Origin of the sequence: Gordonia oleivorans (genome assembly GCF_040044975.1) — a bacterium.
GTDB lineage: Bacteria > Actinomycetota > Actinomycetes > Mycobacteriales > Mycobacteriaceae > Gordonia > Gordonia oleivorans.
In genome coordinates, this window is record NZ_JBDZDI010000007.1 from 18,829 (window position 1) to 42,708 (window position 23,880).

18 protein-coding genes are annotated in these 23,880 nt (G+C 67.4%); 12 read left to right on the top strand and 6 right to left on the bottom strand.

Translation table 11 applies throughout. From position 1 onward, the window contains the following. Positions 1 to 44 precede the first annotated feature (44 nt). The 3 genes from ABLE92_RS12770 to ABLE92_RS12780 all read left to right on the top strand — a co-directional run bounded on the left by ABLE92_RS12770 (position 45) and on the right by ABLE92_RS12780 (position 2,548). Positions 45 to 899, top strand: coding sequence for a universal stress protein (locus ABLE92_RS12770; protein ID WP_348805148.1), 855 nt, complete (start codon positions 45 to 47; stop codon positions 897 to 899). 253 nt (positions 900 to 1,152) lie between these two features. Next, a complete protein-coding gene (locus ABLE92_RS12775; RefSeq protein ID WP_348805149.1) occupies positions 1,153 to 2,196 on the top strand; it encodes a linear amide C-N hydrolase in 1,044 nt (347 codons plus the stop codon). A gap of 163 nt (positions 2,197 to 2,359) precedes the next feature. Then, positions 2,360 to 2,548 carry a hypothetical protein gene (locus tag ABLE92_RS12780; protein WP_348805150.1) on the top strand — a complete coding sequence of 63 codons (189 nt, stop codon included), beginning with the start codon at positions 2,360 to 2,362 and terminating at the stop codon, positions 2,546 to 2,548. 142 nt (positions 2,549 to 2,690) lie between these two features. Here ABLE92_RS12780 and lpdA read toward each other — a convergent pair whose 3' ends face one another. Continuing rightward, positions 2,691 to 4,076, bottom strand: coding sequence for a dihydrolipoyl dehydrogenase (gene lpdA / locus ABLE92_RS12785; protein WP_348805151.1), 1,386 nt, complete (start codon positions 4,074 to 4,076; stop codon positions 2,691 to 2,693). Positions 4,077 to 4,197: 121 nt separating this feature from the next. Between lpdA and ABLE92_RS12790 the strand changes: the two genes are divergently transcribed. The 4 genes from ABLE92_RS12790 to ABLE92_RS12805 all read left to right on the top strand — a co-directional run bounded on the left by ABLE92_RS12790 (position 4,198) and on the right by ABLE92_RS12805 (position 9,877). Beyond that, positions 4,198 to 4,776, top strand: coding sequence for a TetR/AcrR family transcriptional regulator (locus ABLE92_RS12790; protein WP_348805152.1), 579 nt, complete (start codon positions 4,198 to 4,200; stop codon positions 4,774 to 4,776). Beyond that, positions 4,773 to 5,993 (top strand): oxidoreductase, encoded by a 1,221-nt coding sequence (locus ABLE92_RS12795; protein ID WP_348805153.1) that lies wholly within the window; start codon positions 4,773 to 4,775, stop codon positions 5,991 to 5,993. The genes ABLE92_RS12790 and ABLE92_RS12795 overlap by 4 nt, the downstream gene beginning before the upstream one ends. A gap of 67 nt (positions 5,994 to 6,060) precedes the next feature. After that, complete coding sequence (locus ABLE92_RS12800) at positions 6,061 to 7,428, top strand: hypothetical protein (protein ID WP_348805154.1); 1,368 nt, start codon at positions 6,061 to 6,063, stop codon at positions 7,426 to 7,428. A gap of 814 nt (positions 7,429 to 8,242) precedes the next feature. Further along, on the top strand, positions 8,243 to 9,877 hold the full coding sequence (locus ABLE92_RS12805; RefSeq protein ID WP_348805155.1) for an HNH endonuclease signature motif containing protein: 1,635 nt from the start codon (positions 8,243 to 8,245) through the stop codon (positions 9,875 to 9,877). 319 nt (positions 9,878 to 10,196) lie between these two features. Here ABLE92_RS12805 and ABLE92_RS12810 read toward each other — a convergent pair whose 3' ends face one another. Continuing rightward, on the bottom strand, positions 10,197 to 12,719 hold the full coding sequence (locus tag ABLE92_RS12810) for an excinuclease ABC subunit UvrA (RefSeq protein WP_348805156.1): 2,523 nt from the start codon (positions 12,717 to 12,719) through the stop codon (positions 10,197 to 10,199). Positions 12,720 to 12,744: 25 nt separating this feature from the next. Between ABLE92_RS12810 and ABLE92_RS12815 the strand changes: the two genes are divergently transcribed. Further along, positions 12,745 to 14,799, top strand: coding sequence for a prolyl oligopeptidase family serine peptidase (locus tag ABLE92_RS12815; protein ID WP_348805157.1), 2,055 nt, complete (start codon positions 12,745 to 12,747; stop codon positions 14,797 to 14,799). A gap of 26 nt (positions 14,800 to 14,825) precedes the next feature. Here ABLE92_RS12815 and ABLE92_RS12820 read toward each other — a convergent pair whose 3' ends face one another. Next, entirely contained in the window at positions 14,826 to 15,293 is a 468-nt protein-coding gene (locus tag ABLE92_RS12820) for a nucleotide exchange factor GrpE (RefSeq protein ID WP_348805158.1), read from the bottom strand. Between the two features lie 77 nt (positions 15,294 to 15,370). On the opposite strand from ABLE92_RS12820, the gene ABLE92_RS12825 reads away from it, so the two are divergent. From ABLE92_RS12825 to ABLE92_RS12840, 4 genes are all read left to right on the top strand, one after another. Then, positions 15,371 to 17,047: an Hsp70 family protein gene (locus ABLE92_RS12825; protein ID WP_348805159.1), complete on the top strand. Its 1,677-nt coding sequence runs from the start codon at positions 15,371 to 15,373 to the stop codon at positions 17,045 to 17,047. A 5-nt stretch (positions 17,048 to 17,052) separates the two neighbouring features. After that, the gene (locus tag ABLE92_RS12830; RefSeq protein ID WP_348805160.1) at positions 17,053 to 19,122 is read left to right on the top strand and encodes a SaeA-related protein; all 2,070 of its coding nucleotides are present in this window, start codon (positions 17,053 to 17,055) and stop codon (positions 19,120 to 19,122) included. Between the two features lie 107 nt (positions 19,123 to 19,229). After that, positions 19,230 to 20,003, top strand: coding sequence for a TerD family protein (locus ABLE92_RS12835; RefSeq protein ID WP_348805161.1), 774 nt, complete (start codon positions 19,230 to 19,232; stop codon positions 20,001 to 20,003). A 187-nt stretch (positions 20,004 to 20,190) separates the two neighbouring features. Next, positions 20,191 to 21,360, top strand: a complete 1,170-nt coding sequence (locus ABLE92_RS12840; protein WP_348805162.1) for a lipase family protein — start codon at positions 20,191 to 20,193, stop codon at positions 21,358 to 21,360. Here ABLE92_RS12840 and ABLE92_RS12845 read toward each other — a convergent pair. The 3 genes from ABLE92_RS12845 to ppk2 are packed head-to-tail and all read right to left on the bottom strand — an operon-like array spanning position 21,278 to position 23,859. Further along, positions 21,278 to 22,021 (bottom strand): rhomboid-like protein, encoded by a 744-nt coding sequence (locus tag ABLE92_RS12845; protein WP_348805163.1) that lies wholly within the window; start codon positions 22,019 to 22,021, stop codon positions 21,278 to 21,280. The two genes, ABLE92_RS12840 and ABLE92_RS12845, sit on opposite strands and share 83 nt — an antisense overlap. A gap of 16 nt (positions 22,022 to 22,037) precedes the next feature. After that, entirely contained in the window at positions 22,038 to 22,859 is an 822-nt protein-coding gene (locus tag ABLE92_RS12850; RefSeq protein ID WP_348805164.1) for a hypothetical protein, read from the bottom strand. Positions 22,860 to 22,911: 52 nt separating this feature from the next. Next, on the bottom strand, positions 22,912 to 23,859 hold the full coding sequence (ppk2, locus tag ABLE92_RS12855; RefSeq protein ID WP_348805165.1) for a polyphosphate kinase 2: 948 nt from the start codon (positions 23,857 to 23,859) through the stop codon (positions 22,912 to 22,914). Positions 23,860 to 23,880: the final 21 nt, after the last annotated feature.

Sequence of the window (23,880 nt, forward strand, 5' to 3'; positions counted from 1 at the left end):
CAAAGCCTCGTGCCCCGCCGTCGCGATCGGCACACACTGGAGGTATGAGGTACTCGAAAGGCATCGCCGTCGGTACCGACGGCTCGACGACCGCACTGGAAGCAGTGCGCTGGGCGGCACACACCGCAGCAATCCATCAGACCCATCTCGACCTCATCTACGCGATCGATGCCGTCTCTCCCCCGTTGATCGAATATGCCGTCCCGGAGGTGTACTTCGACGGTGCCCGCCAGGTCGCGCAGACGGTCCTGCAGGACTCGAAAGCCGTTGCGCTGGAAGCCGAGCCCGACCTGGAGGTGCACACCCACATCATCCGGGATTCGGCGCGCGGCGCACTCCTCGGACGCTCGCGGCACACCTCGCTGCTCGTCGTGGGCAACTCGGGCAGCGGGCGGGTCAGTTCCGCCCTGGTGGGTTCGGTGACCGGTGCACTGGCGACGCACGCCTCGTGCCCGCTGGCGGTGATCCGTGGCCCGGAATGGGATCGGCCACCGTCGGGCGTCGTCACGGTCGGCGTCGACGGTTCGGCGTCCGCACAGGTCGCCCTGGACTGGGCGGCACACGAGGCCGCCGAACGAGCCGCTCAACTCGACGTGGTGGCCGCGTGGGATTCGAGCGGATTCGACGGCCCGGACAACGCATTCGCCGATGCGTACGCGCAGATCGAGAACCACCTCGCCGACGACGTCGACCGGCTTGCGCGACGACTGCCACGGGTGCGGGTGACCACGCAGGTCGTCGACGACGATCCCGTCTCCGCATTGGCCAAGGCGGCGCAGTCCTCGGATCTGCTCGTCGTGGGCAGCCGCGGACGCGGCGGCTTCACCGGTCTGTTGCTCGGATCGACCAGCCAGGGCCTGCTCTACGCGACGCATCGCCCGCTCGTGATCGTCCGCTGACACACACGCATCACCATCGATAAGCACTCATGAAAGGTACGGTGTTGATTTCGTGACGTATCGCGCGCCAAAGTGGGACCAATTGCGCGAACGTCCAGGACTGATTTCATGTCGATGACATTCACGGACGAGAAAGTCGGTTGTGTGCACCGACTTTGGGCGACGTCGAAGGTCATCAGCCGTTATTTTCACAGCACTAGAATTGACATTGTCACGTACACCGATGCGCATTTGCGCACGAAGGAGATGACCCATGTGTACACGCGTAATCTGGCCCGACGCCAATGGCGCGGTCGTCGTCGGCCGCAATATGGATTTCCACAAGGATCTGATGACCAATCTGTGGAAGCAGCCCCGAGGCGTCACCCGTGACGACGGCGTCAAGGGCGAGCTGACCTGGACGTCGAAGTACGGCAGCGTGATCGCGGCGGCCTTCGACATCATCTCCGTCGACGGCATCAACGAAGCAGGCCTGGGCGGGCACATCCTCTGGCTGGCGGAGTCCACCTACGGTGAGCTCGACGAGTCGCGGCCGGCCCTGAGTCAGGCCGTCTGGTTGCAGTACTTCCTGGACAACTACGCCACCGTCGCCGAGGTCGTCGAGTGGATCGAGAAGACCGACGTCCAGGTCATCCAGATGCCCGATCCGACCGGCGGCAACCCGCCGACGATCCACCTCGCACTTGACGACGCCACCGGAGACTCGGCGATCATCGAGTACATCGACGGGCAGGCGAAGATCTACCACAGCTCCAAGTACCACGTGATGACGAACTCGCCCACCTACGATCAGCAGCTCGAACTCCTCGGCCGCTGGGAAGGCCTCGGCGGCGACCAACTGCTGCCGGGTGACACCATGGCGGAGCACCGATTTGCCCGCGCCGCCTTCTACGCCACCCGACTGCCGCAGCCGAAGTCGCAGCTGGAATCCATCGCGAGCATGTTCAGCGTCATCCGCAATGCGGCGCAACCGTTCCGCATCCCCGATCCCGGCAAACCCGATGCGTCGCAAACCATTTGGCAGGTGGTGCTCGACCTGACCAACAAGCGCTATGTGTACGAGTCGACGACCCGGCCCAACGTCGTCTGGGTGGATCTCGCCGACCTCGACTTCAGTGAGGGTTCGCCGCAACTCAAGCTGGATCTCATCGGCAAACTCTCTCTGGAGGGCGGTATCGCCGGCAACGTCGCCAAGCATTTCGAGGACGAGGGCCCGATGACCTTCCTGTCGTTCAAGCTCCTCGAACAACTCGGGGCCGCGCAGAAGGCGCAGGCCGCGACGAGCATCAACGCGTGAAGCGGCAGTCATGCTGACCGAGGGCTCCCCATCGGGGTGATCGATTCGGGCGTGGGCGGGTTGACGACGCTCGCCCAGCTGTCGCACCTGTTGCCCGGCGAGAACACCATCTACTGCGGGGAACGTCGCGTTCATCAACCCGGCCAAGGACCAGGCCTGTGACGTGCGTCTGCACCTCGTGGGCCGGAAGCTGTTGCGTGACGGTATCCACGACTCCATCGGTACGGTGGAGATCAACACCAGCCGAACGCGACCCGTGTATGAGACGGTGCTCGGCGAGCTCGGCATCGAGCGACCCTACACGCTCACCGAGAAGGTCGACTTCGCTTCGGCCACCGCTGGTTCCCACTGATCGGTCGCTGGAGAAACGATAACGCGGTTCGTCCTCGGGGACGAACCGCGTTGTCGTATCGGAGCTTTCGCTATGGGTTGGTCATGATCACAGGTTGATCATGTGCCCGATCGCGCCATGCAAGCGCGTCCGGGCGCGCGGATCACAGATTGATCATGTGCCCGATCGCGCCGTGGAACGTCTCCTGCAGTGCCTCACTCATCGTCGGATGGGTGTGCACGTTGCGGGCGAGTTCCTTGGCGGTGAGGTCCCACTTGTGGGCCAGGGTGAGCTCCGGCAGCATCTCGGAGACGTTGTCGCCCACCAGATGTCCGCCGAGCAGTTCGTCGGTCTCACCGTTGGTGACGAGCTTGACGAAGCCGGCGGTCTCAGCCAGACCCTGCGCCTTGCCGTTGGCGCTGAACGGGAAGGTCGACACCTTCACGTCGTACCCCTCGTCCTTGGCCTGCGCCTCGGTGAGCCCGAACGAGGCCACCTGCGGCTGGCAGAACGTGGCCCGCGGCATGAACCGGTAGTCGCCGAGGGTCATGGTCTCGGCGCCGGCCATGGTCTCGGCGGCGACGACGCCCTGCGCCTCGGCGACGTGGGCCAGCTGCAGCTTGGCGGTGACGTCGCCGATGGCGTAGATGCCCTCGACGTTGGTGCGCATGTGGTCGTCGATGGCGATGGCACCGCGGTCGGTGAGTTCGACACCGGTCTTCTCCAGACCGAAACCGTCGACGCGGGGAGCGAAACCGACCGACATGAGGACCTTGTCGACGGTGATCTCGCCGTCGTTGCCCTTGGGGTCCTTGTAGGTGACGCGGACGCTGTCGCCGTTGTCGGTGACGGTCTGCACACCGGTGGAGGTGAGCACCTTCACGCCGAGCTTCTTGTACTCCTTGGCGATGGCCTTGGAGACGTCGACGTCCTCGTTGGGCAGCACGCGGTCGAGGAATTCGATGATGGTGACGTCGACGCCGTAGTTGGCGAGCACGTACCCGAACTCCATGCCGATGGCGCCGGCGCCGACGATGACGATCGAGGAGGGCAGCTCGCGGGTGAGGATCTGCGTCTCGTAGGTCACCACGTTGTCCGACAGCTCCACGCCGGGCAGCAGTTTGACGGTGGAGCCGGTGTCGATGATGACGTTGTCGAAGGTGATCTCGCGATCGCCGACGGCGATGGTCTTGGCGTCGGTGAAGACGCCGTAGCCGTCGATCTCGGTGATCTTGTTCTTCTTCATCAGGAAGTGGACACCCTTGACGATGCCGTCACTGACCTTGCGGCTGCGGTCGAACGCCGAGCCGAAGTCGAACGAGACGTCACCGGACATTCCGAAGGTCTTCGCCTGATGGTTGAAGATGTGGGCGAGTTCGGCGTTGCGGAGAAGCGCCTTGGATGGGATGCATCCGACGTTGAGGCAGACACCGCCCCAGTACTTCTCTTCGATGACGGCAGTTTTCATGCCCAGCTGGGCGGACCGGATCGCGGCCACGTACCCACCTGGACCAGCACCCAGGACAACTGTTTGAAAGTGTTCAGCCACGTCGACCACCCTACGTCGGTGCCTGATCATCGCGCATGACGTCCCCGGTACCGGCCGGTAACCGAAACAGGTTTCAATCAATGATTGAAACGGTGATGGGGATGTGTTTGGATCAGTTGCCATGGCCCCGACACGTTCGGCGACGACCCGAGAGCGACTCCTCACCGCCGCCGAGACCCTGTTCCTGTCCGACGGGTTCGAGACCGTGTCGGTGCGGGCGATCTGCTCGGCGGCCGGAGCCAATCCCGCTGCGGTGCACTATCACTTCGGCACCAGGGACGACCTGGTCACCGCCCTGCTGGAGGATCGTCTCGGCCCGATCTGGGCCGACCCGCTCGATCACCTCGATCCGTCGGCGACGAGCATCGCCGCGATCGTCGAGCTCATCATCGACCCACTGGTGCGCCTGCAGGCCGATCCGACGGGGCACCTGCATCTGCGGTTGCTGACCCGCTTCGTCGACGATCATCCCGAGGCCGGATGGTCGCGCCCGTGGTTCCGGCTCGACGACTGGACCGATCTGCTGCTGGCGATCACTCCCGGTCTGGACCCGCGCGCGGCCCGGCGACGCTGGGCCCTGGCCTTCACCCTCATTCTCACGCGTTTCGGCGGCGCGCAGCCCCTGTCGCCGGACGCGGTCACAGCCCTCGCGGGCTTCGTCGTCGCCGGACTCGGCGCACCCATCGAGGAGACACCATGAATGCCGTTCCCGATCCCTTCGCTCCCGCCACGCTCGGCCCCCTGCGTCTGCGGAACCGGGTGATCAAGTGCGCCACCTTCGAGGGCCGCACCCCCGATGCGCTGGTCACCGACGACCTCATCGATTTCCACCGGGAGGTCGCCGCCGGCGGGGTGGCGATCAGCACCGTCGCCTACTGCGCGATCTCCCCCGAGGGCCGTACCGACCGCCATCAGATCTGGTTGCGCCCCGACGCCGCCCCGGGACTGACGCAACTGACCGGCGCGATCCACGCCGAAGGTGCGTTGGCCGCCGCCCAACTCGGACATGCCGGACCGGTGGCCAACTCGATCTCCAACGGCGCCAAGGCCCTTGCGCCCTCACGGATTCCGGCGCCGATGGGGATGTCGATGACGCACGCGCCGTCCGTCGAGGACATCGCCGGACTGCGTTCGGTGTTCCGACGCGCCGCCCGTATCGCGGTGGACTCCGGCTTCGACGCACTCGAAATCCATTGCGGCCACAACTATCTGATCAGTTGTTTCCTGTCGCCGATGCTGAATCGACGACGCGACGGATACGGTGGTGCGCTGGTCAACCGGGCGCGTTTCGCCCGGGAGGTTCTCGAATCGGTCCGCGAGGAGGTCGGCAGCGAGGTCGCCGTGTGGGCGAAACTCAACATGTACGACGGGGTCGGCGCGGTGGGCGCGCCGGCGCGCAGGTGGCGCGGCTTCAACGTCGACGAGGCCTGTGAGGTGGCCCGGCTCTTCGAGCAGGACGGCTTCATCGACGCCATCGAACCGACCGCGGGCAGTTCACTTCTCAATCCGATGTACCTGTTCCACGGTGAGGCACCGCGGGCCGCATTCGCGAGTGCCTTCCGGGGTCCGATGAAGTGGGGGCTGCAGGCGGCCGGACCGTTCTTCCTCAAACGGTACGAGTATCACCCGGGTTACCTTCTCCCACTGGCCCGGCGGCTGCGCGAGGCGGTGGATCTGCCGATCATCCTGCTCGGCGGCATCACCGACCGGGCGACGATGGATTCGGCTCTCGCCGAGGGATTCGACTTCCTCGCGATGGGCCGCGCCCTGCTTCGTGAACCCGATCTGCCCCAACGGATTCAGGCCGATCCGTCGACCACGTCGCAGTGCATTCACTGCAACCTGTGCATGCCGACGATCTACACGCGCACCGAGTGCCCGGTCCGCGAAACGGCCGGGGGTCTCTCCGCCGGGTGAACCGCCTCTCCGTGACTCATCCGATCCGGATGGTGTGCGCCGATGCACCGCGTGGGATCGTCGACGCATGACCCTGGAGGAGCCACGTCCCCTCGACCCTGACGAACGTGCCGAACTCGAGCGACTGCGGGCTCAGGTCGCCGAGTTGGAGGAGACGCCCACCACGGTTCGGAAGGGACCGTCCGGACTGCTGTGGCGCCGGATCGGTTCGGGCATCCTGCTGCTCCTGGTGGCGGTGTGCGCCATCCTGTCGGTCACCACCCACTTCGTGCGCAGCCAGATCCTCGACACCGATCACTACGTGAACACCGTCGCGCCGCTGGCGTCGAATACCGCGGTGCAGAACCAGGTCATCACCATCGTCACCGATCAGATCAACGATCAGGTCGACATCGAGGGGACGACGACGGCGGCGCTGCAGCAACTCGTCGATCTGACCCCGGCGGAGCGCCCGCACCTCGACAATGCGCTGGTCGGGCTCGCGCCGGTCATCGCCTCGCAGGCACAGTCGTTCGTTCACCAGACCGTCACCGATTTCGTCCGGTCGCCGACCTTCCGGGATCTGTGGGTCTCGGCGAACCGCGCGGCCCATCAGGGTGTGGTGGCGGCCGTGACCGGCAACACGAATCGCGACGCCGTCGAGATCGACCCCGACGGCACCATCAGCATCCAGCTCGGCCCGATCATCACCCAGGTGCAGGACCGGCTCGAGCAGCGCGGTTTCGCCTTCGCCACGAACATCCCGAACGTCGACAAGGAGTTCGTGATCTTCCGGTCGCCGGAGCTGGCCAAGGCCAATCGCTGGGTGAATGCGCTCGACAAGGTGGCGACGGTGCTGCCGTGGATCGGCATCGCCTGCGCCCTCGCCGCCATCGCCCTGATCGGTTCGGGCCGGCGACTGCGGATGACCGCCATCGTGGGTCTCACCATCCTGTTCAGCATGCTGCTGCTGGCGATCGGCATCCTCGTCGGCCGGACGATCTACCTCAACGAGGTTCCCGCCGACGTCCTGGCCCCCGACGCCGCCCAGGCGATCTTCGACACCGTCATCGCGCCGCTGCGATTCGCCCTGCGCGCCGTCGCGGTCCTCGCCCTCGTCGTGACGATCGCCGCGTACCTCGCCGGCGGCTCCCGTTCGGCGCTGGCCACCCGACGCGCCTTCACCCGTGGTGTCGGCGCCCTCGACTCGAAGCGTACGCAGCGGCCCCCCAACGCGTTCGAACACACACTCTGGCAGGCACGAATCCCGTTGCGCATCACGGTGGTCGCCGTCGGCGCCCTGATCCTGATGTTCTGGAACTACCCGACCGGTCTGGTCGTCATCTGGACCGTGGCGATCGCGATACTGGTGCTGATCGTCCTGGAAGTCACGATGCGGCCCGCGCGGCGCGAGCCCCCGAACATCGAGACCACCTCGACCGAGTTGGTCGAGTAGCCGCCTCTTCCCGCTAATCAAGCCGCCTCTTCCCGTTGGTCGAGCCGGTCCACTCTCCGTTGGTCGAGCCGCCCCCTTCCGTTGGTCGAGCCGGTCCGGAGCGATAGCGGAGGACCGAGTCGAGACCTCCGCAACCGACAACGCAACGCACGCAGCAGCTTCCCCGCTGGTCGAGTGCCGACGAGCTTGCGAGTCGGTGTATCCGCCGGGCCGAGCCTGTCGAGGTCGAGGCCACCTTCGCAACCCCCGCTGGTCGAGTGCGCCGCGCGAGCGAAGCGAGCCCGTCACGTATCCGCCGGGCCGAGCTTGTCGAGGTCGAGACCACTTCCGCAACCCGACAGCGCAATACCTCCCCCGCTGGTCGAGTGCGCCGCGCGAGCGAAGCGAGCTCGTCGCGTATCGAGACCACTCCCGCATGCCGAAAGCTCGACCCAAGCAACAGCTTCCACTCACGTGGCCTCGATACGGGGCTCCGCAAGCTCCGACCCACTCGGCCAGCGGTGGGCAACACCCGCTGGCCGAGTGCCGACGAGCTTGCGAGTCGGTGTATCCGCCGGGCCGAGCTTGTCGAGGTCGAGGCCACCTCCGCCACCCCCGCTGGTCGAGTGCGCCGCGCGAGCGAAGCGAGCTCGTCGCGTATCGAGAGCACTTCCGCATGCCGAAAGCGAAACCAGCCGAGCGACAACCGAAGCCAACCCTGCGGGAACCGACAGCGTTCATCCCCACCACATTCCACGCCGGAAGAACTTGTCGGTGCCCCTCGCTACACTTGACTCAGTTCAGTTGGAGCGACCGAGCAGAGGAGGTGAACACCATGGCCGACACTATGATTCAGACCAATCAGGTCCCGCAACTGTCGATGACCGCCGACGACGCCACCATGATCGATCACCTCCCCGTCGAGGCGGCCACCGCACTCGCCCGACTGTTGCAACGCCAGGAACGACAAGTGATCGCACGGAAAGTGTTGTCGGCGGCGCGGATCGGGCACACCGTATACGACGAGATGCTGCTCTCGGGCCATCAGACCAACGTGCACACCACCGGTGCCGTCGACAAAGCCGTCACCGGCAAGGTATCGACCACCCTGGGTGTCTCGGTGCCGCAAGCCACCGCGTGGATGACGCTGAGCTTTCTGCTGTCGACGCTCCCGACGGTGACCGCCGCGTTCCTCGACGGTGACCACTCGTTGGAACGTATCCGCATCATCGCCAACGAGATCGGCGTCCTGTCCGACGACGATGTCCGCGCCTTCGCCGAAACCCGTGCACTGCAGCTCGCCGAACGCAATCAGGCGGATACGACATTGCGGGATCAGGTCGTCGAGATGGTGATCGCGCTGGATCCTGACGGTGCCGCCGACCGGCGCGAGGAAGCCGCCGCACGCGATCAGAACGTGCGGGTGCGTCGGGATACCAACGGGCACTGCAGCATCTCCGTCTACGCCCCCGGCGAGATGGGTGCCCACCTGGCGGCGCGGATCGCGAAGATGATCAGTGAGCGGATCTGCCCACGTGATCCGCGTCGTCAGGGTCAGGTGCAGGTCGCGGCATTCGCCGAAATCCAAGGACTGCCCGGCGCGCACCTGTCGTGCGAATGCGGGCGAGGCGACTGCTCCCGGGCGATCCCCTTGCCGGAGGAGCCGAGTGGTCTGACCGACCTCGACATCGACGTCGACGAGACTGATCCGTCCGACGATGTCGATGCGGACGCCGACGTAACCGACGATCTCGAGACGACCGACGATGCACAGTCGGACGCTGATGGTGACGCCGATGTCACCGACGATGCCGAGACGATCACCGACGACGACGCTGACTTCGATGCAACGGATACCGAAGAGGCGCAACCCGACACCGACACCGAAAGCGATTCGCAGTTGTCGCTGTCGTTGATCACCGACCCGTCAGGGCAGCGGGAGGCCCGGTTGGAGTACTTCGGCGTGATTGACAACTCCCACGCCCGATCGCTGATCAGCTCGGGACAGCTGGTCACCGTCAGCGAGTTTCCCACCCTGGACATCCCCAGCATCAACACCGCCACCTCACTCGATCGGATACCCGCGGCGTGGCGTCGCCTCGACGATCCGTTCCCCGCGGCACCGATCGACCCCACCGGACACGGCGGACATCTGCTCCCACCATCGGGTGCGTTGACGTATCGGATACCGGCATGGTTGCGGGAGAAGATCATCGAGTTGGATGGCACCTGCCGGTACCCGCATTGCGGCCGCCCGGCCAGTGAATGCCAGATCGATCACCTGGTGAAATTCGTGCACCAGGATCCGATCACCGGTGGCTGGACCGTGGAATTCAACCTGATGCCGCTGTGTACCCCGGACCATCAGAGAAAACACATGGGATTGTTGATCCCCACCATGCTGTCGGATCGGGCTGTCATCTGGCGCGACCCGGTCACCGGGGAGACCATCACCACCTATCCGCGGTAGGTCACTGCCGTCGGGTGATGTTGCGCTGCAATCGGTTTCCAGCTCCATGTTGCGTGGTCTCGACACGCCACGGGCTCGCAAGCTCGCACGAGGCGGCTCGACCGGCGGGATGGGCCGCTCGACCGGCGGGAGTAAGGTTGCGCTGCAGTCGGTTTCCAGCTTCGGGTTGCGTGGTCTCCTTGCGTTGAGCTCCGTCGAAACGACCTCGACAAGCTCGGCCCGGCGGACACGCCACGGGCTCGCAAGCTCGCACGAGGCGGCTCGACCGGCGGGCGGGTGGCGGCTCGACCGGCCCGACGGCACGTCGGCGGGACTCGGCCTACGGCCCCGTCAGGTGCTGGTACAGGTATCGTCCGGTCACCGAATCCGGGTTCTGTGCAACCTGTTCCGGTGATCCCACCGCGACGATGCGTCCGCCGTCGGTGCCACCACCCGGGCCCATGTCGATGATGTGATCGGCGTTGGCGATCACGTCGAGATCATGCTCGATGACGATGACGGTGGCACCCCGGTCGGTCAGTCGGGTCAGCACCGCCAGCAGGGTGCGGACGTCGAGCGGATGCAGCCCGACGCTCGGTTCGTCGAGGACGAACACGGCATCGTTCTGATTGCGGTGCAACTGATTCACCAGCTTCAGGCGTTGCGCCTCCCCACCGGAGAGCGCCGGGGTCGCCTCGTTGAGCGTGAGATACCCCAGGCCGAGTTCGTCGAAGGCGCGCAGCCTCCTGGTGACCCGCGGCAGTCCCGTCACCACTCCCACGGCGTCCCGGATGGTATGGCCGAGCAGATCCGGTAGCGCGAGGCCGTCACGACGAAAGTCCTTGGCCCGTGGCCCGTAACGGCTTCCGTCGCAGTCCGGGCAGACGATGTCGACATCCGGCAGGAACTGCACGTCGAGCGATACCTGACCGGTACCGTCGCACCGCGGGCACGCCAATGATCCGGTGTTGTGGGAGAAGTCGGACGCGGTCAGCCCCGCAGCACGGGCCTCATCGGTGGCCGCATACGCATCACGCAGATCGTCCATCACCTTCGAGTAGGTCGCGACTGTCGAGCGGACGTTGATGCCGATCGGCGTGGCGTCCACGACATGCACCCGGATCTTCTTGCCGGATACGGGTTCCGGGACATCGAGGCGACGCACGTGGCCCGGCATCCGAGCGGCCTGGCCGGCGGCGTGTGCGGTGAGCGCCGGCACCAGCGAATCCAGGACCAGCGTCGTCTTGCCGGAACCGGACACCCCGGTCACCGCAACCAACCGTCCCACCGGGATGTCGACGGCGAGGTCGTGCACGGTGTGGATGGCCGTCGTCTCCAGATGAAGCGTACCGAGGTCGAAAACCGTATCCGGAGAGCACTTCTCCCGGATCACGACGGGTTCATCCCCGGTCAGGAACCCGGCGAGCCGCGATGCCGGTTCGGCGGCGAGTTCACGCACGCCGCCCTGTGCGATGACCCGTCCACCCTCGGTACCCGATCCCGGGCCGATCTCGATCAGCCAGTCGGCACGACGGAGGATCTGCACGTCGTGGTCGACGAAGACCACCGAATTGCCGTCGACGAGAAGATCATCCATCACACCGAGGAGGCCGTCGATGTTGGCCGGATGCAATCCGATCGACGGTTCGTCGAGGACGTAGAGCACCCCGGTGGTGCGGTTGCGCACGGCGCGGGCCAGCTGGACGCGTTGCCGTTCACCGGTTGACAGCGTGGCCCCGGCACGATCCAGGGTGAGGTAGCCGAGTCCGAGTTCGATGAGTCGTTGCGCCATGCCGAGCAACGTGTCCACCAATCCCTGTGCCATGGTGCGCATCTCGGCGGGCAGCGTCGGCGGGATCGTCGGCGCCCAGTCGAGCAGATCATCGAGGGACAGTGCGGTGACGTCGGCGAGGTTCTGCTCGCCGATCCGCGGGGCACGGGCCGCCTCACTCAGGCGGGTGCCATGACAGTCGGGGCACACCCCCTCGGTGAGGAAGCGGCTGACCCGCGCCAGTCGCTTCTCGGTGTCGGCACGTCTGAGTTCCTCGGTGACGGTCAGCCGTGCGTTGCGGAACGTGAAGTCCAGGTCGTGGATGCCCTTCCGGGAGGCGAAGGTGATGTGCTTCTTCTCCTCGGGGCCGTCGAGCACGATCTCGCGTTCGGCGTCGGTGAGATCGCGCCACGGGACGTCGGTGCGCACCCCGAACTCCCGGGCGATGGTCGGCTGGACGTTGAAGCCGAACATGTTCCACGGGACCACCGCGCCCTCGTCGAGGGTCTTGCCCGGGTCCGGGACGAGGGCGGCGTCGTCGACGGCGCGGACCACGCCGGTGCCCGAACACGTCGGGCAGGCCCCGCCCGAGTTGAACGCCAGTGCTTCGGCGCCGGGCGCGTCGACCTGCGCACCGCACTCCGGACAGAAGAACGGGACCTCCGCGGCGACGTCGATGGTGGGCGGCACGTAGTGCCCGTTGGGACACCGGTGCGAGGCCAGTCGCGAGAACATCAGTCGCACCACGTTGAGCAGCTCGCTGGAGGTCCCGAACGTCGAGCGCACGCCCGGCACGCCGGGTCGCTGCCGCAACGCGAGGGCGGCCGGCACGTGTTCGACGGAATCCACCGCGGCCCGCGGCGCGTGCGCCATCCGCCTGCGGGTATAGGTCGAGAGCGCCTCGATGTATCGCCGCGCGCCCTCGGAGTAGAGCACGCCCAGCGCCAGGGAGGATTTCCCCGACCCGGACACCCCGGCGATCCCGACCATCGTCCGCAGCGGGATGTCGACGTCCACGTCACGCAGGTTGTTGACGCGCGCACCGCGTACGGCGATCTCCTCGGGTGCGGCGTGCTCGGCGCGTCGGGTCACCGTGCCCAGAGTAGGTTGGGCGGTCATGAGCAGCAATGAGTTCGATTCCGACCCCTACCTGTGGCTGGAGGACGTCACCGGCGACGACGCCCTGGAGTGGGTGCGGGCGCACAACGAACCGACGCTGGCCGATCTGACCGACTCCGACCGGTTCCGCGAACTCGAGTCTCAGGCACTGGAGGTGCTCGACACCGATGACCGCATCCCGTATGTGCGGCGGCGAGGTGAGTTCCTCTACAACTTCTGGCGCGATGCCACGCACCCGCGGGGACTGTGGCGACGCACCACCCTGGAGTCCTACCTGACCGACTCCCCGGACTGGGACGTGCTCATCGACGTCGACGCCCTCGCCGCCACCGACGACGAGAACTGGGTGTGGAAGTCCGCGACGATGAACTGGCCGGACTACGACCGCGCCCTCATCTCGATGTCGCGGGGCGGTGCCGACGCCGCGGTGATCCGCGAATTCGACGTCGCCTCCCGCAGTTGGGTCGACGACGGTTTCGCGCTACCCGAGAACAAGTCGTCGATCTCCTGGATCGACCGCGACACCGTCTACGTCGGAACCGATTTCGGCCCGCAACCCGACGGCGCGGGATCGCTGACGACGTCCGGGTATCCGCGGATCATCAAACGCTGGACCCGCGGCACCGCCCTCGACGACGCACCGACGGTGTTCGCCGGGGAGGTCACCGACGTCGCGGTCAGCGCCGTCTACGATCACACGCCCGGTCACGAACGTCACTTCGTGGGTCGCGCCACCGACTTCTTCAACGAACTCGCCTACGAGTTGCGCAACCCCGAAACCCACGGCACCGAAACAATTCTCATCGACATCCCCACCGACGCCCACTTCGTCGTGCACCACGACGCGATGTTCGTGCGACCCCGCACCGACTGGGAGGTCGACGGCGTGGTACGCGCCGCGGGCACCCTTCTGGTGTTCGACTACCCGGCCTTCCTCACCGGAAACCGCACGCACACAGTGCTGTTCACCCCGGACGCGCACACCAGCCTGCAGTCGTTCACCTTCACCCGCTCGCACCTGATCATGCTCACCCTGCATGACGTGCACACCGAGGTCACCGTCCTCACCCTGGGTGACTGGACGCCCGTCGAGCAGCCCGGCCTGCCGGATCTGGCCACCGTGTCGGTCCTCGACACCGACCCCGACCACACCGACGAGGTGTTCTGGTCGGCGACGTCGTTCACCGAACCACCGAGCCTGCTGCACGGCGAGTCCGGCGGCGAGACCACCGTCATCAAGCACACTCCGGCCTTCTTCGACGCGGATGTGGTTGTCGCCGAACAGTTCTTCGCCACCTCCGACGACGGCACCGCCATCCCCTACTTCGTCATCCGCCGCACCGACGTCAGCGCCGGACCGACCCTGCTCTACGGCTACGGGGGCTTCGAGAACTCACTGACCCCCGGCTACCTCGCGCTGGCCGGACGCAGCTGGATCGCCCGCGGCGGCATCTACGTCATCGCCAACATCCGGGGCGGCGGCGAGTACGGGCCGTCGTGGCACACCCAGGCACTCAAGGCCGGACGCCACCTGGTCTACGAGGACTTCGCCGGCGTCGCCAAAGATCTGGTGTCCCGCGGCCTGACGACGCACGAGCAGTTGGCCGCGCAGGGCGGCTCCAACGGCGGCCTGCTGATGGGCGTGATGCTCACCCGCTACCCGGAGTTGTTCGGCGCGTTGGTGTGTCAGGTCCCGCTGGTCGACATGCGCCGCTATCACCTGCTACTCGCGGGGGCCTCGTGGATGGCCGAGTACGGCGACCCCGACAACCCGGACGAGTGGGCCTACATCAGCGAGTACTCGCCGTATCAGAACCTCGCGAAGGACCGCACCTATCCACCGATCCTGGTGACCACGTCGACCCGCGACGATCGGGTACACCCCGGACACGCCCGCAAACTCGTTGCGCGACTGGAGGAGTACGGCCACACCGTGTCGTACTACGAGAACATCGAGGGCGGCCACGGCGGTGCCGCCGACAACAAGCAGTCCGCCTTCAAGACCGCCCTGGCCTACGAATTCCTGTGGCGCACCATCGGAACCGCCGAGTAGGCACCGAAACTCAGCAGTAGCCCGACTCAGCGGTACACGACGACCGCCGCCGGCCGCACCGACCGCTCCCCGACACGCAGTCCCGGACGCAGCAGTTGCGCGACGGTCCGCGACTGCGCGTCGCCCTCGGTCGGGACGGTGTCGACGGCGTCCATGGTGGCGACGTCGAACGCATCCCCGACGCGCGGCACCACGACGAGGCCGCCGCGTCCCGCGATCAGCCGATCGAGCCCGTCACGCAACGCCACAAAGCCCGCCCGATCGGTCTCGCCGTCGGCACCCTCGGCGCACGCCGCGGCATCGGAGTACAACGCCAGCAACTCGACGAGCAAAGGCAGGTCCGCGGTGGCGGCGGCCGCCCGCTTCGCGTCGGCGTCGACGAGCCGCTCGATCGTCTGCGCCTGACGCGCGATCACCCGTGCCAGATCGGACACCTGCTCATCGAGACTGCGGAGCTGCTCGGCGAGCCCGCCGCCTTCTGCACCTGTGGTCATCCGCGTAGCGTAATCACACCGCCCGCCCTCGCTCGACCACCCTCGGGGCGTCTCGGTCGCTGTTACGATCGCCGACCGTGGGCGTATACGGGATCGACCTGGGGACGACGAACTCTGCCATCGCGGCGATGGATTCCGACGGCAGGCCGTCGGTCATCGCCGATTGGAACGGTTCGCCGACCACGCCGTCGGTGGTCCTGCTGCCCTCGGCGCACGACCACATCGTCGGCGAGGCGGCCCGCCGGCAGGCGCGACTCGACCCGGACAACGTGTGCACGCTGGTCAAACGGCGGATGGGCGACGCCGACTGGCGGTTCGTCGCGCATGGTCAGAGCTGGTCGGCGCCCGCCATCTCGGCGTTGATCCTCAAATCGCTGGCCAGTAGCGCCGAGTTCGCCGGCCAGAAGGTGGAACGGGCCGTCATCACCGTGCCCGCCTACTTCGGCGACGAGGAGCGCCGCGCCACCATCCAGGCCGGTGCCTATGCCGACATCGAGGTGGCCGGCGTGTTGTCGGAGCCGATCGCCGCGGCCCTGTCGTACGGATTCAGTCGTTTGACCGACGCCCTGGCCAAGGGCACACCGGATGAGACCGTCCTCGTCTACGACCTCGGCGGCGGCACCTTCGACGCCACCGTCATCGAACTGGCCGACCGCCGGATCTCGGTGCTCGCCGTCGACGGTGATCACCAACTCGGCGGCGCCGACTGGGATGAGCGTCTCGCCCTGCACCTGTCCCGGGCCTTCTGCGCCGAACACCCCGATGCCGAGGATCCCCTGGACGACTCGGCCGGTTCGCAGTCGCTGATCCTGGCCGCCGAACGCGCGAAACACGAACTGACCGAGGCGGAGTCGACGTCGGTGATCGTCTCGCACGACGGCCAGCGGTCGGTCATCACCGTCACCCGCGCCGAACTCGAGGATCTCAACGCAGGGCTGCTGGCCCGCACCATCGACCTCACCAAGGCGTGTCTGGCCGCGGCCCGCGACCGCGGTGTCACCCGCGTCGACCGCATCCTGCTGGTCGGCGGTTCGTCCCGGATGCCCGCGGTGGCACGCGAACTCACCACCGCGCTGGGCATCGTCCCGGAACTGTCCGATCCGGATCTCGCGGTGGCCAAGGGCGCCGCCATCTACGGCGAGAAACTCGAGATCGAACGTCTCGTCGCCGCCGACCTGCAGACCCGCGGGCGGCTGCCCGCGCACGGCGGCATCTTCGACGCCGACCCCGCCGACATCGAGGCGGCCGCATCACGGGTGGCGCAGGCCTTCGCGATGCCGGTGGCCGGCGTCCGGCGGATGCTGGAGATCTCCGTCGACACCGTCGTGTCCCGGGGTTTCGGCATCCTCGCCGTCAGCGGCCGCAGCGGCGACCTCGAGGTGACGTGGCTGGTACACCGCAATCAGCCGCTGCCCATCCGGGTGCGCCGCTCCTTCGGCACCGTCCGTGCTGATCAGCGACGCATCGAACTGACCGTGATGGAGCAACTCGGGCAGCAGGCCTCCCCGCTCCCGCAGGACGCGAAGGTGCTCATCGAGGGCGCCATCGACGACATCCCCTCGGGCTACGACGAGAACAGTGAGGTACGGGTGACCTTCGAGATGGGATTCGACGGTGTCCTGATCGTCACCGCCCACCACGTCGACGCCGACCTCCCGCTGCGCCTGACCGCGAAAACCGGTGCGACGCTGTCACAGTCGGAGGTGGCCCGCGAGCTCGACCAGGTACACCGCAGCCGGCGCCGGGACGGTTGAGCGGGATGCAGCCGTTCGTCGGGAACGACTACCGCAAACGCGTACTGGCCGCGGTCGAACGCCGCGGCGGGGTGGACGAGTCGGATTCCTTTGAGCTGTACGACCTTCCGCTCGAGCAGGCCGCCGATCTCACCGACGACGCGGTCCGGACACGACTCGACGAGGTGTGGGCGTTCTGGCAGAAGCATCGCGATCACCCCAAATACCGGGTCCTCGTCGAGCAACTCGTCGCCGAACATCCGCAACGCAGCGCACCGCTGCGGGAATCCGCGTCCCGGATCGCCGAGGCCCGGATGATCACCGACCGCCGTCGGCGCCGCGACGAGGATCGATATGCGTTGCTCGACAACGCGATCGAGCGCCTGATCGGCCGCTACGGCGGCATCCCGACCAGCAAACGCGGCGGCCTCGACGAGATCGGCGCGATGGGCGGACTCAGTGCCGACGAGGTCGCCACCCGCGTCCGTCGGCACCGGGTCATCGACGATTCCCCGGCAGCACCGCCGGAGACCACCGCCCCCGCCGCCCCGGCACTGTCGGCGCACCGGCTGGCCCAGATCACCGAACTGCTCGCCGAGTTCAGCCGCCGCGGCAGCGGCCCCGCCTCACACACTCTGCTCGCCGTGCTCGGCCTCGACACCGACGACGCCGCCAACCTCACCGAGATCACCCTGCGCGCCGAGGCATTGCAAAGCCGCGCACGGGAACTCCCGGCCGGGCGGATGCGGGCGCTGATCGACGAGCTGCTGATCACCATCAACGAGGTGTTGCTCGGCGGCCCCGCGCTCGCCGACGCCTACCTGGCCTCGGTGCGGGAATCGGTGGGCGCACACCTGCGGCCCCGTATTCGCGCCGCCATCCTCGTCGAGGATCGTCTGCACCCCGACGACCGGCAGTACATGCTCGAAGAGGCCCGCGACCTCGGCCTCGGCACCCGGGATGCGCGGCGCCTCATCGACGAGATCACCCGGGAGTTCGACGGCGAGGTGGACACCGAAGCGCCGCCACCACCCCCGACACCGACACGACCGGCACCGGCACCGGCACCGGCACCAACACCCACACCCACACCCACACCCACACCCACACCGACACCGCCCCAAGGTGATTGGCAACGGTCCCTCCGATCCGCGCGTCAGGCACTGCGCAAGGGCAACCTCGACGATGCCCGCACACGATGCGATCAGGCCCGCTCCTTCGCCGGCGACGACGACGCCGCGCGACGCCAGATCGACGCCGTGGCCGACGAGATCGCCCGCGCGTCACGTACGCCCGCAGCACCAGCTCCCGCGACTCCCCCTGCCCCGAATCCCCCTGCCCCGACTCCCCCTGCCCCACAACCTAATCCCGCCCACACGTCCGCCACACCACCGACGGCCGCGCCCGACACCACCCCCGCACCACCGTCGAATGTGCACGCGGCCTTCGCCAACGGGGCGGTCGTCGTCGCGTGGGAACCGTCGCCGACGCCCGGTGCGACCTACCGCGTCACCCGTGTCGATCGCACCGGCCGCCGACAGGTGGTGGGCCGCACCGCGACCACCGAACTCGAGGACGGCGGCACCCGCCCGTCGGAGGGGCTGCCGAGCTACGAGGTCACCGCCTCCGTCGACGGGATGCACTCGGCACCGGCGGTGTCGTCGGCCGCGGCGAACCCGCCCGCCCCCACCCACACCACACCGACCACCCGCACACCCCCGTCCCGCATCCCACCACCACCCGCACCACCGTCGCCGGCCCCACCGCCGACCCTGTCGCCGGCCGCCACCGCCGCCGATCTCCCCGACATCACCGACGTGGTGGTGACCGGTGACCTGCTGACGTTCACGTGGCCGCCGGGTGTCACCGAGGTGATGGTCGTCATTCGGTCGGATGCACCTCCGGAGAATCCGCAGGACCCGGCCGCGGTGAGCAAGAAGGTCACCAACACGCGATACGAGATCGACGGCGGCTACCGGATTCCGGGCTCCGCCGCACGTCCCGCGCATATCGCCGTCGCGGCCTGCCAGCGTGTCTCGCCGGACACGCTGGCCGTGGCCGCGCACTTCGGCCCGGCGGCACGCGCACGGCTCTGAGTTGACCGCCGCCCCGCGTTCACCGCGTTTCGCTAGGCTGGGCCACACTCAAATCGGACATCAGTGATCATCGAGGATTCGACGAAGATAGGGGTCGAGGGACTTCCATGGGTATCGACTACACCAAGCGACCGAAGGCGCAGCCTGCGCCGCAACCTGCCGCACAACCGTATCCGGCACAACCTGCCGCACAGCCGTATCCGGCACAGCCGGGCCAGCAGCCGTATCAGCAACCGCCGCAGGCACAGCCGTATCAGCAGCAGCCACCGGCCGCACCGCCGGTCTCCCTGTCCAAGGTGACGCTGACCAAGTCGGCGCCCAGCGTCTCGCTGACCAAGCAGGGATCGGCGACCGGGCAGGTGCGGATCAACCTCAACTGGACCTCCAGCAAGGGCGGACTCTTCCGTCGCGCGGCCGGCGTCGACCTCGACCTGGCCTGCATGTGGGAGTTCACCGACGGCAGCAAGGGCATCGTGCAGGCGCTCGGCAACGCCTTCCAGGCGCCGTACGAGGGCCGCCCGATCATCTGGCTCGACGGCGACGACCGCTCCGGGGCGAACACCGGCGGCGAGAACATGTACATCGACCTGTCGGCGTCGAATCAGATCCGCCGCATCCTGATCTTCGCCTACATCTACGAGGGCGCACCCAACTGGGCCGCCGCCAACGGCGTGGTCACCCTGTTCCCGGCCAACGGCCCGCAGATCGAGGTGCATCTCGACGAGGCCGATCAGAGCGCGATCTCGTGCGCCATCGCGATGCTGGAGAACCGCGGCGGCGAGCTCGTCATCAACCGTGAGGTCCGCTACATCCGCGGGTCGCAGTCCAAGGTCGATCAGGCCTACGGATGGGGCCTGAACTGGAAGGCCGGCCGCAAGTAGCCCTCCCCCGACGCACCCCGGCAGTTGTGCCACCGCTCACACCGGGGTGCGTCGATGACCACCGATCACGTAGCGTGAGCGGTTGTCATCGCACTCAATCGGGGGATTGTGCACTGTGTCTGCTGTTGGTTCGTCTGTTCGTTTCTCTGTTCGTCGTTGTCTCGCTTGCGCTTTCGCGCTCATCACGGTGGCCGTCGGGGCAGCGCTGATCCCGGGTCCGGCGCATGCGGCGCCCGATCCGTTCTACGCCACGTCGCCACCGGCACCCGACGCCCGCCTCGGCTCGATCGTGCGGATCGAACCGACGTCCGGGGCCGGCATCGCCGAGAAGGTTCCGGGTACCCGCAGTTATCGGCTGCTGTATGTCACCACCGGCCCGCGCGGGGGCCGCACCACCGCGAGTGGCTCGTTCTTCATCCCGCCGGACACCATGACCGCGAGCACACCCGACGGGCACCGCTCCCTGATCGGCATCGGGATCTCCGACGAGAGCATGGGCGCCTACTGCCGGCCGACCACCACACTCACCCGTGATTCCGTCCTCGACCGTGCCGTCGGCATCGCACCGGTCAACTCGACGGTCGCCTCGCTGCGCGCCGGGCACGCGGTGTTCGTCGCCGACCTCGCCAGCGACGGCGTCGCACCGGCCCCGACGTTGCTGCCCCGGTTCGACGGGCACTCGATGCTCGACGGCCTGCGGGCCGCCCTGCAGATCCCCGGGTCGGGACTGACCGCGTCGAGCACCATCGGCATCTTCGGGCCGTCGGGCGGTGGCAGCCAGGCCGCCGCGGTGTCCGCCGAACAGGCCGCGACCTACGCGCCGGAACTGCACATCCCGGCGATCGTCATCGGGCAGATGGTGCCCGATCATCGAAACTTCATCCGCGCCAACGACGGTGGGGTCGGATCCGGTTTCGCCTTCGCCGACCTGCTGGGCCTCGAGGTCGGGCATCCCGAGATGCGCATCGACGAGAAGCTCACCCCGGTGGGTCGCGGCATCGCCGAGGTCTTCCGCTCCGGGTGTGCGACACCGACCTACATGACCCTCGGCGGGGTGCCGCTGAGTGCGCTGTTCCTGCCGGGCCATTCACCGTACGACGACCCGGACTTCCAGCCCGCCTTCGCCGCCGCGGCGCTGGCGACGCCGACCTCACCGACACCGACGGCGGCACTGCGGATGACGCGCTGCGACTCCAACGTGTCACCGATCGCGGTCACCCCGGTGGACGATCTGCGGCGTGCCGTGGACACCTATCGGGCCGCGGGCGTCGAGGTCAGTGATCGAGTCGCCGCGTGCCTGGGCGGTCCGCGCGATATCTACGCAGCGGACCTGCCGTGGCTGTTGGCCCGCGTCTGAGCCGCCGCAGGCTCGCGACCGGATCCCATTGCGCGCCAGGGCGTCCCCGGGTGATCGGGTACCAGGCGAGACCGATGAGGACCGACGCGGCGTGTCCGAACCCGGTGAAGGTGATCTGCTCGGCCAGCGGCAGCCCGTAGACGAGCGCCACGCCGGCGAGGTACACCCACCGCCACGGCCGCACGATCCGATAGGCCAGCACGCCCACGATCCCGGCCAGGAAGTAGCTGACCCCGACGTCGAGCACGTTGACCATCGACGGGCTGCGCAGTCCGTCGTCGATGGCCCGGTCCAGTGCGCCTTCGCTGAGGAAGGTCGCGATGACGTGCGCGCTGAACCCGACGACGAACCACCGCACCGACCCCAGCCATTGCTCGGCGGGCCGATGAAACACCAGGAACAGGATCAGGTACGGGAACCACCACTCCCCGTCGATCCAGAACAGGCTGGCGACGAGGACGTGGAAGGCCTCCAGCGGATCGCTCGTGAGGTTCGCGATGTTGGTCGAGCGGTCACCGAGAGCGTCGTGGAGTTCTCTGGGGGTCAGCGAATGCTGGATGGACGTGGTGACGAACAGGATGATCAGCCAGCCGAACGTCAGCGGGGCGCCGCGGACCTGCCGCCACGCCGCGCCCGCGACTCGCCTCGTCCATGCGCTCACGTCTCACCCCGCGGATCTACATGCGGGCGGGTCCGCGGAACGCGACACGGGCGATGAGGCCGAGGACCATCACCACCGCCCCGGCGATCGCCGCGATCACCGACCACTGGGTGAGGTCGTCGGCGAGGGCGTCGGTGGTCAGGCGTACGACGGTGTTGTCCGACCCGGACGAGGAGACCTGCCGGTCGACGATGGTGGTGGCGTTGAGCGCCACCAGCCAACACGCCAGCGCGGCCGGCAACGCACCGATGCCCAGCCAGATCAGCACGGTACCCCGACGTCGCGCGATGATCAGCGCGAGCAGTCCGGCGACCACCGCGACCGCCACGGAGACGTATCCGATGGTGGTGATCTGGGTGCCGATGAGGTGATAACGCCCGGCCTCGAGGCCGCGCTCGGTCATCTCCACCTGGATCGGACCGTCGACACTCACCGTGAACGGCAGGTTGGCGCCCTCGAGTGCCCGGTTGACCATCGCGGTGATGTCCAGTTGCATCGTCTGGTCGGCCGAGCCGCTCGGCGCCGGGTCGAAGAGCCAGGCATGTTCCTGGCGGACCAGGTCGGTGAAGTCCGCCGGGAACTGCGGGCTCTTGGTGTAGTTCTCCGCGACCGGCGCGATCACCGCCGACGCCCCGGGGAAGCTCACCCGCGAGGACACCTGCGCGGTGATCTCGTCGGCGATGTAGTCCTGGACCTCGGCGTCGTGGGCCAGCGGCGCCACGACGGAGACGAAGCCGTCGTCATCGACGATCCGCTGCGACACCCACATCGAGGGCAACGCGACGACGATCGCGGCCATCGCGATCAACGTCAGCAGGGCACTGAGAAACGTTCGCACCGGGACGAGGCTACCGGTCGGCGCGGACCGTCACCGACGGGCGCACGCCGCGTCACTCATCGACGAGGTCACGTGCCCGCCCGACGATCCGCGGGTCCGGGGTGCCGACGAGTTCGTGGTTCTTGCCCTTGTACTCGAACAGGCTCAGGACGTGGCGCATCGCGTTGATGCGGGCACGCTTCTTGTCGTTGCTCTTGACCACGGTCCACGGGGCGATGTCGGTGCTCGTCTTCTCGAACATCGCCTCCTTGGCCGCGCCGTAGGAGTCCCACTTGTCCAGCGACGCGAGATCCATCGGCGACAGTTTCCACTGCCGGACCGGGTCGATCTGGCGGATGGCGAACCGGGTGCGCTGCTCGAGCGGGCTGACCGAGAACCAGAACTTCACCAGGTTGATGCCGTCGTCGACGAGCATCTTCTCGAAGGCCGGGACCTGATCCATGAACTGGTCGTACTGCTCGGGTGTGCAGAAACCCATGACGCGTTCGACGCCGGCGCGGTTGTACCAGGACCGGTCGAAGAACACCATCTCGCCGGCGGCCGGCAGATGCTGCACGTACCGCTGGAAGTACCACTCGGTGGACTCCCGCTCCGACGGCTTCTCCAGCGCGACGACGCGGGCGCCGCGCGGATTGAGGTGTTCGTTGAACCGCTTGATGGTGCCGCCCTTGCCCGCGGCGTCGCGTCCCTCGAACACCAGCAGGTGGCGTTGTCCGGTCTGCTTGGACCACTTCTGCAGCTTCAGGAGCTCGATCTGCAGACGCCGCTTGGTCACCTCGTACTCGCGGCGGCTCATCCGCTCCTCGTACGGGTAGTCCTCACGCCAGGTGTCGACGACGTTGCGTTCGGGCAGCGTCAGGAGCACCGGGTCATCGTCATCGTCGTCGTTGACCTCGAAGTTGGTCGTGTCGTGCAGATCGACGAGCTGTTGAAGGGCCTCGCGTCCGTTCAGCTTGCTGAAGTCGGGTCCCAGGGTTTCGAGATCGGTTAACTCGGTCACCACTCAACGATATGCCGCACG

What these genes read in the sequence shown, in the direction of transcription:
- ABLE92_RS12830 (WP_348805160.1), top strand. Translation starts at nt 17,053, where the DNA reads ATGCAGCCGTTCGTCGGGAACGACTACCGCAAACGCGTACTGGCCGCG.
- ABLE92_RS12790 (WP_348805152.1), top strand. Translation starts at nt 4,198, where the DNA reads ATGGCCCCGACACGTTCGGCGACGACCCGAGAGCGACTCCTCACCGCC.
- ABLE92_RS12795 (WP_348805153.1), top strand. Translation starts at nt 4,773, where the DNA reads ATGAATGCCGTTCCCGATCCCTTCGCTCCCGCCACGCTCGGCCCCCTG.
- ABLE92_RS12805 (WP_348805155.1), top strand. Translation starts at nt 8,243, where the DNA reads ATGGCCGACACTATGATTCAGACCAATCAGGTCCCGCAACTGTCGATG.
- ABLE92_RS12815 (WP_348805157.1), top strand. Translation starts at nt 12,745, where the DNA reads ATGAGCAGCAATGAGTTCGATTCCGACCCCTACCTGTGGCTGGAGGAC.
- ABLE92_RS12775 (WP_348805149.1), top strand. Translation starts at nt 1,153, where the DNA reads ATGTGTACACGCGTAATCTGGCCCGACGCCAATGGCGCGGTCGTCGTC.
- ABLE92_RS12820 (WP_348805158.1), bottom strand. Translation starts at nt 15,293, where the DNA reads ATGACCACAGGTGCAGAAGGCGGCGGGCTCGCCGAGCAGCTCCGCAGT.
- ABLE92_RS12835 (WP_348805161.1), top strand. Translation starts at nt 19,230, where the DNA reads ATGGGTATCGACTACACCAAGCGACCGAAGGCGCAGCCTGCGCCGCAA.
- ABLE92_RS12800 (WP_348805154.1), top strand. Translation starts at nt 6,061, where the DNA reads ATGACCCTGGAGGAGCCACGTCCCCTCGACCCTGACGAACGTGCCGAA.
- ABLE92_RS12770 (WP_348805148.1), top strand. Translation starts at nt 45, where the DNA reads ATGAGGTACTCGAAAGGCATCGCCGTCGGTACCGACGGCTCGACGACC.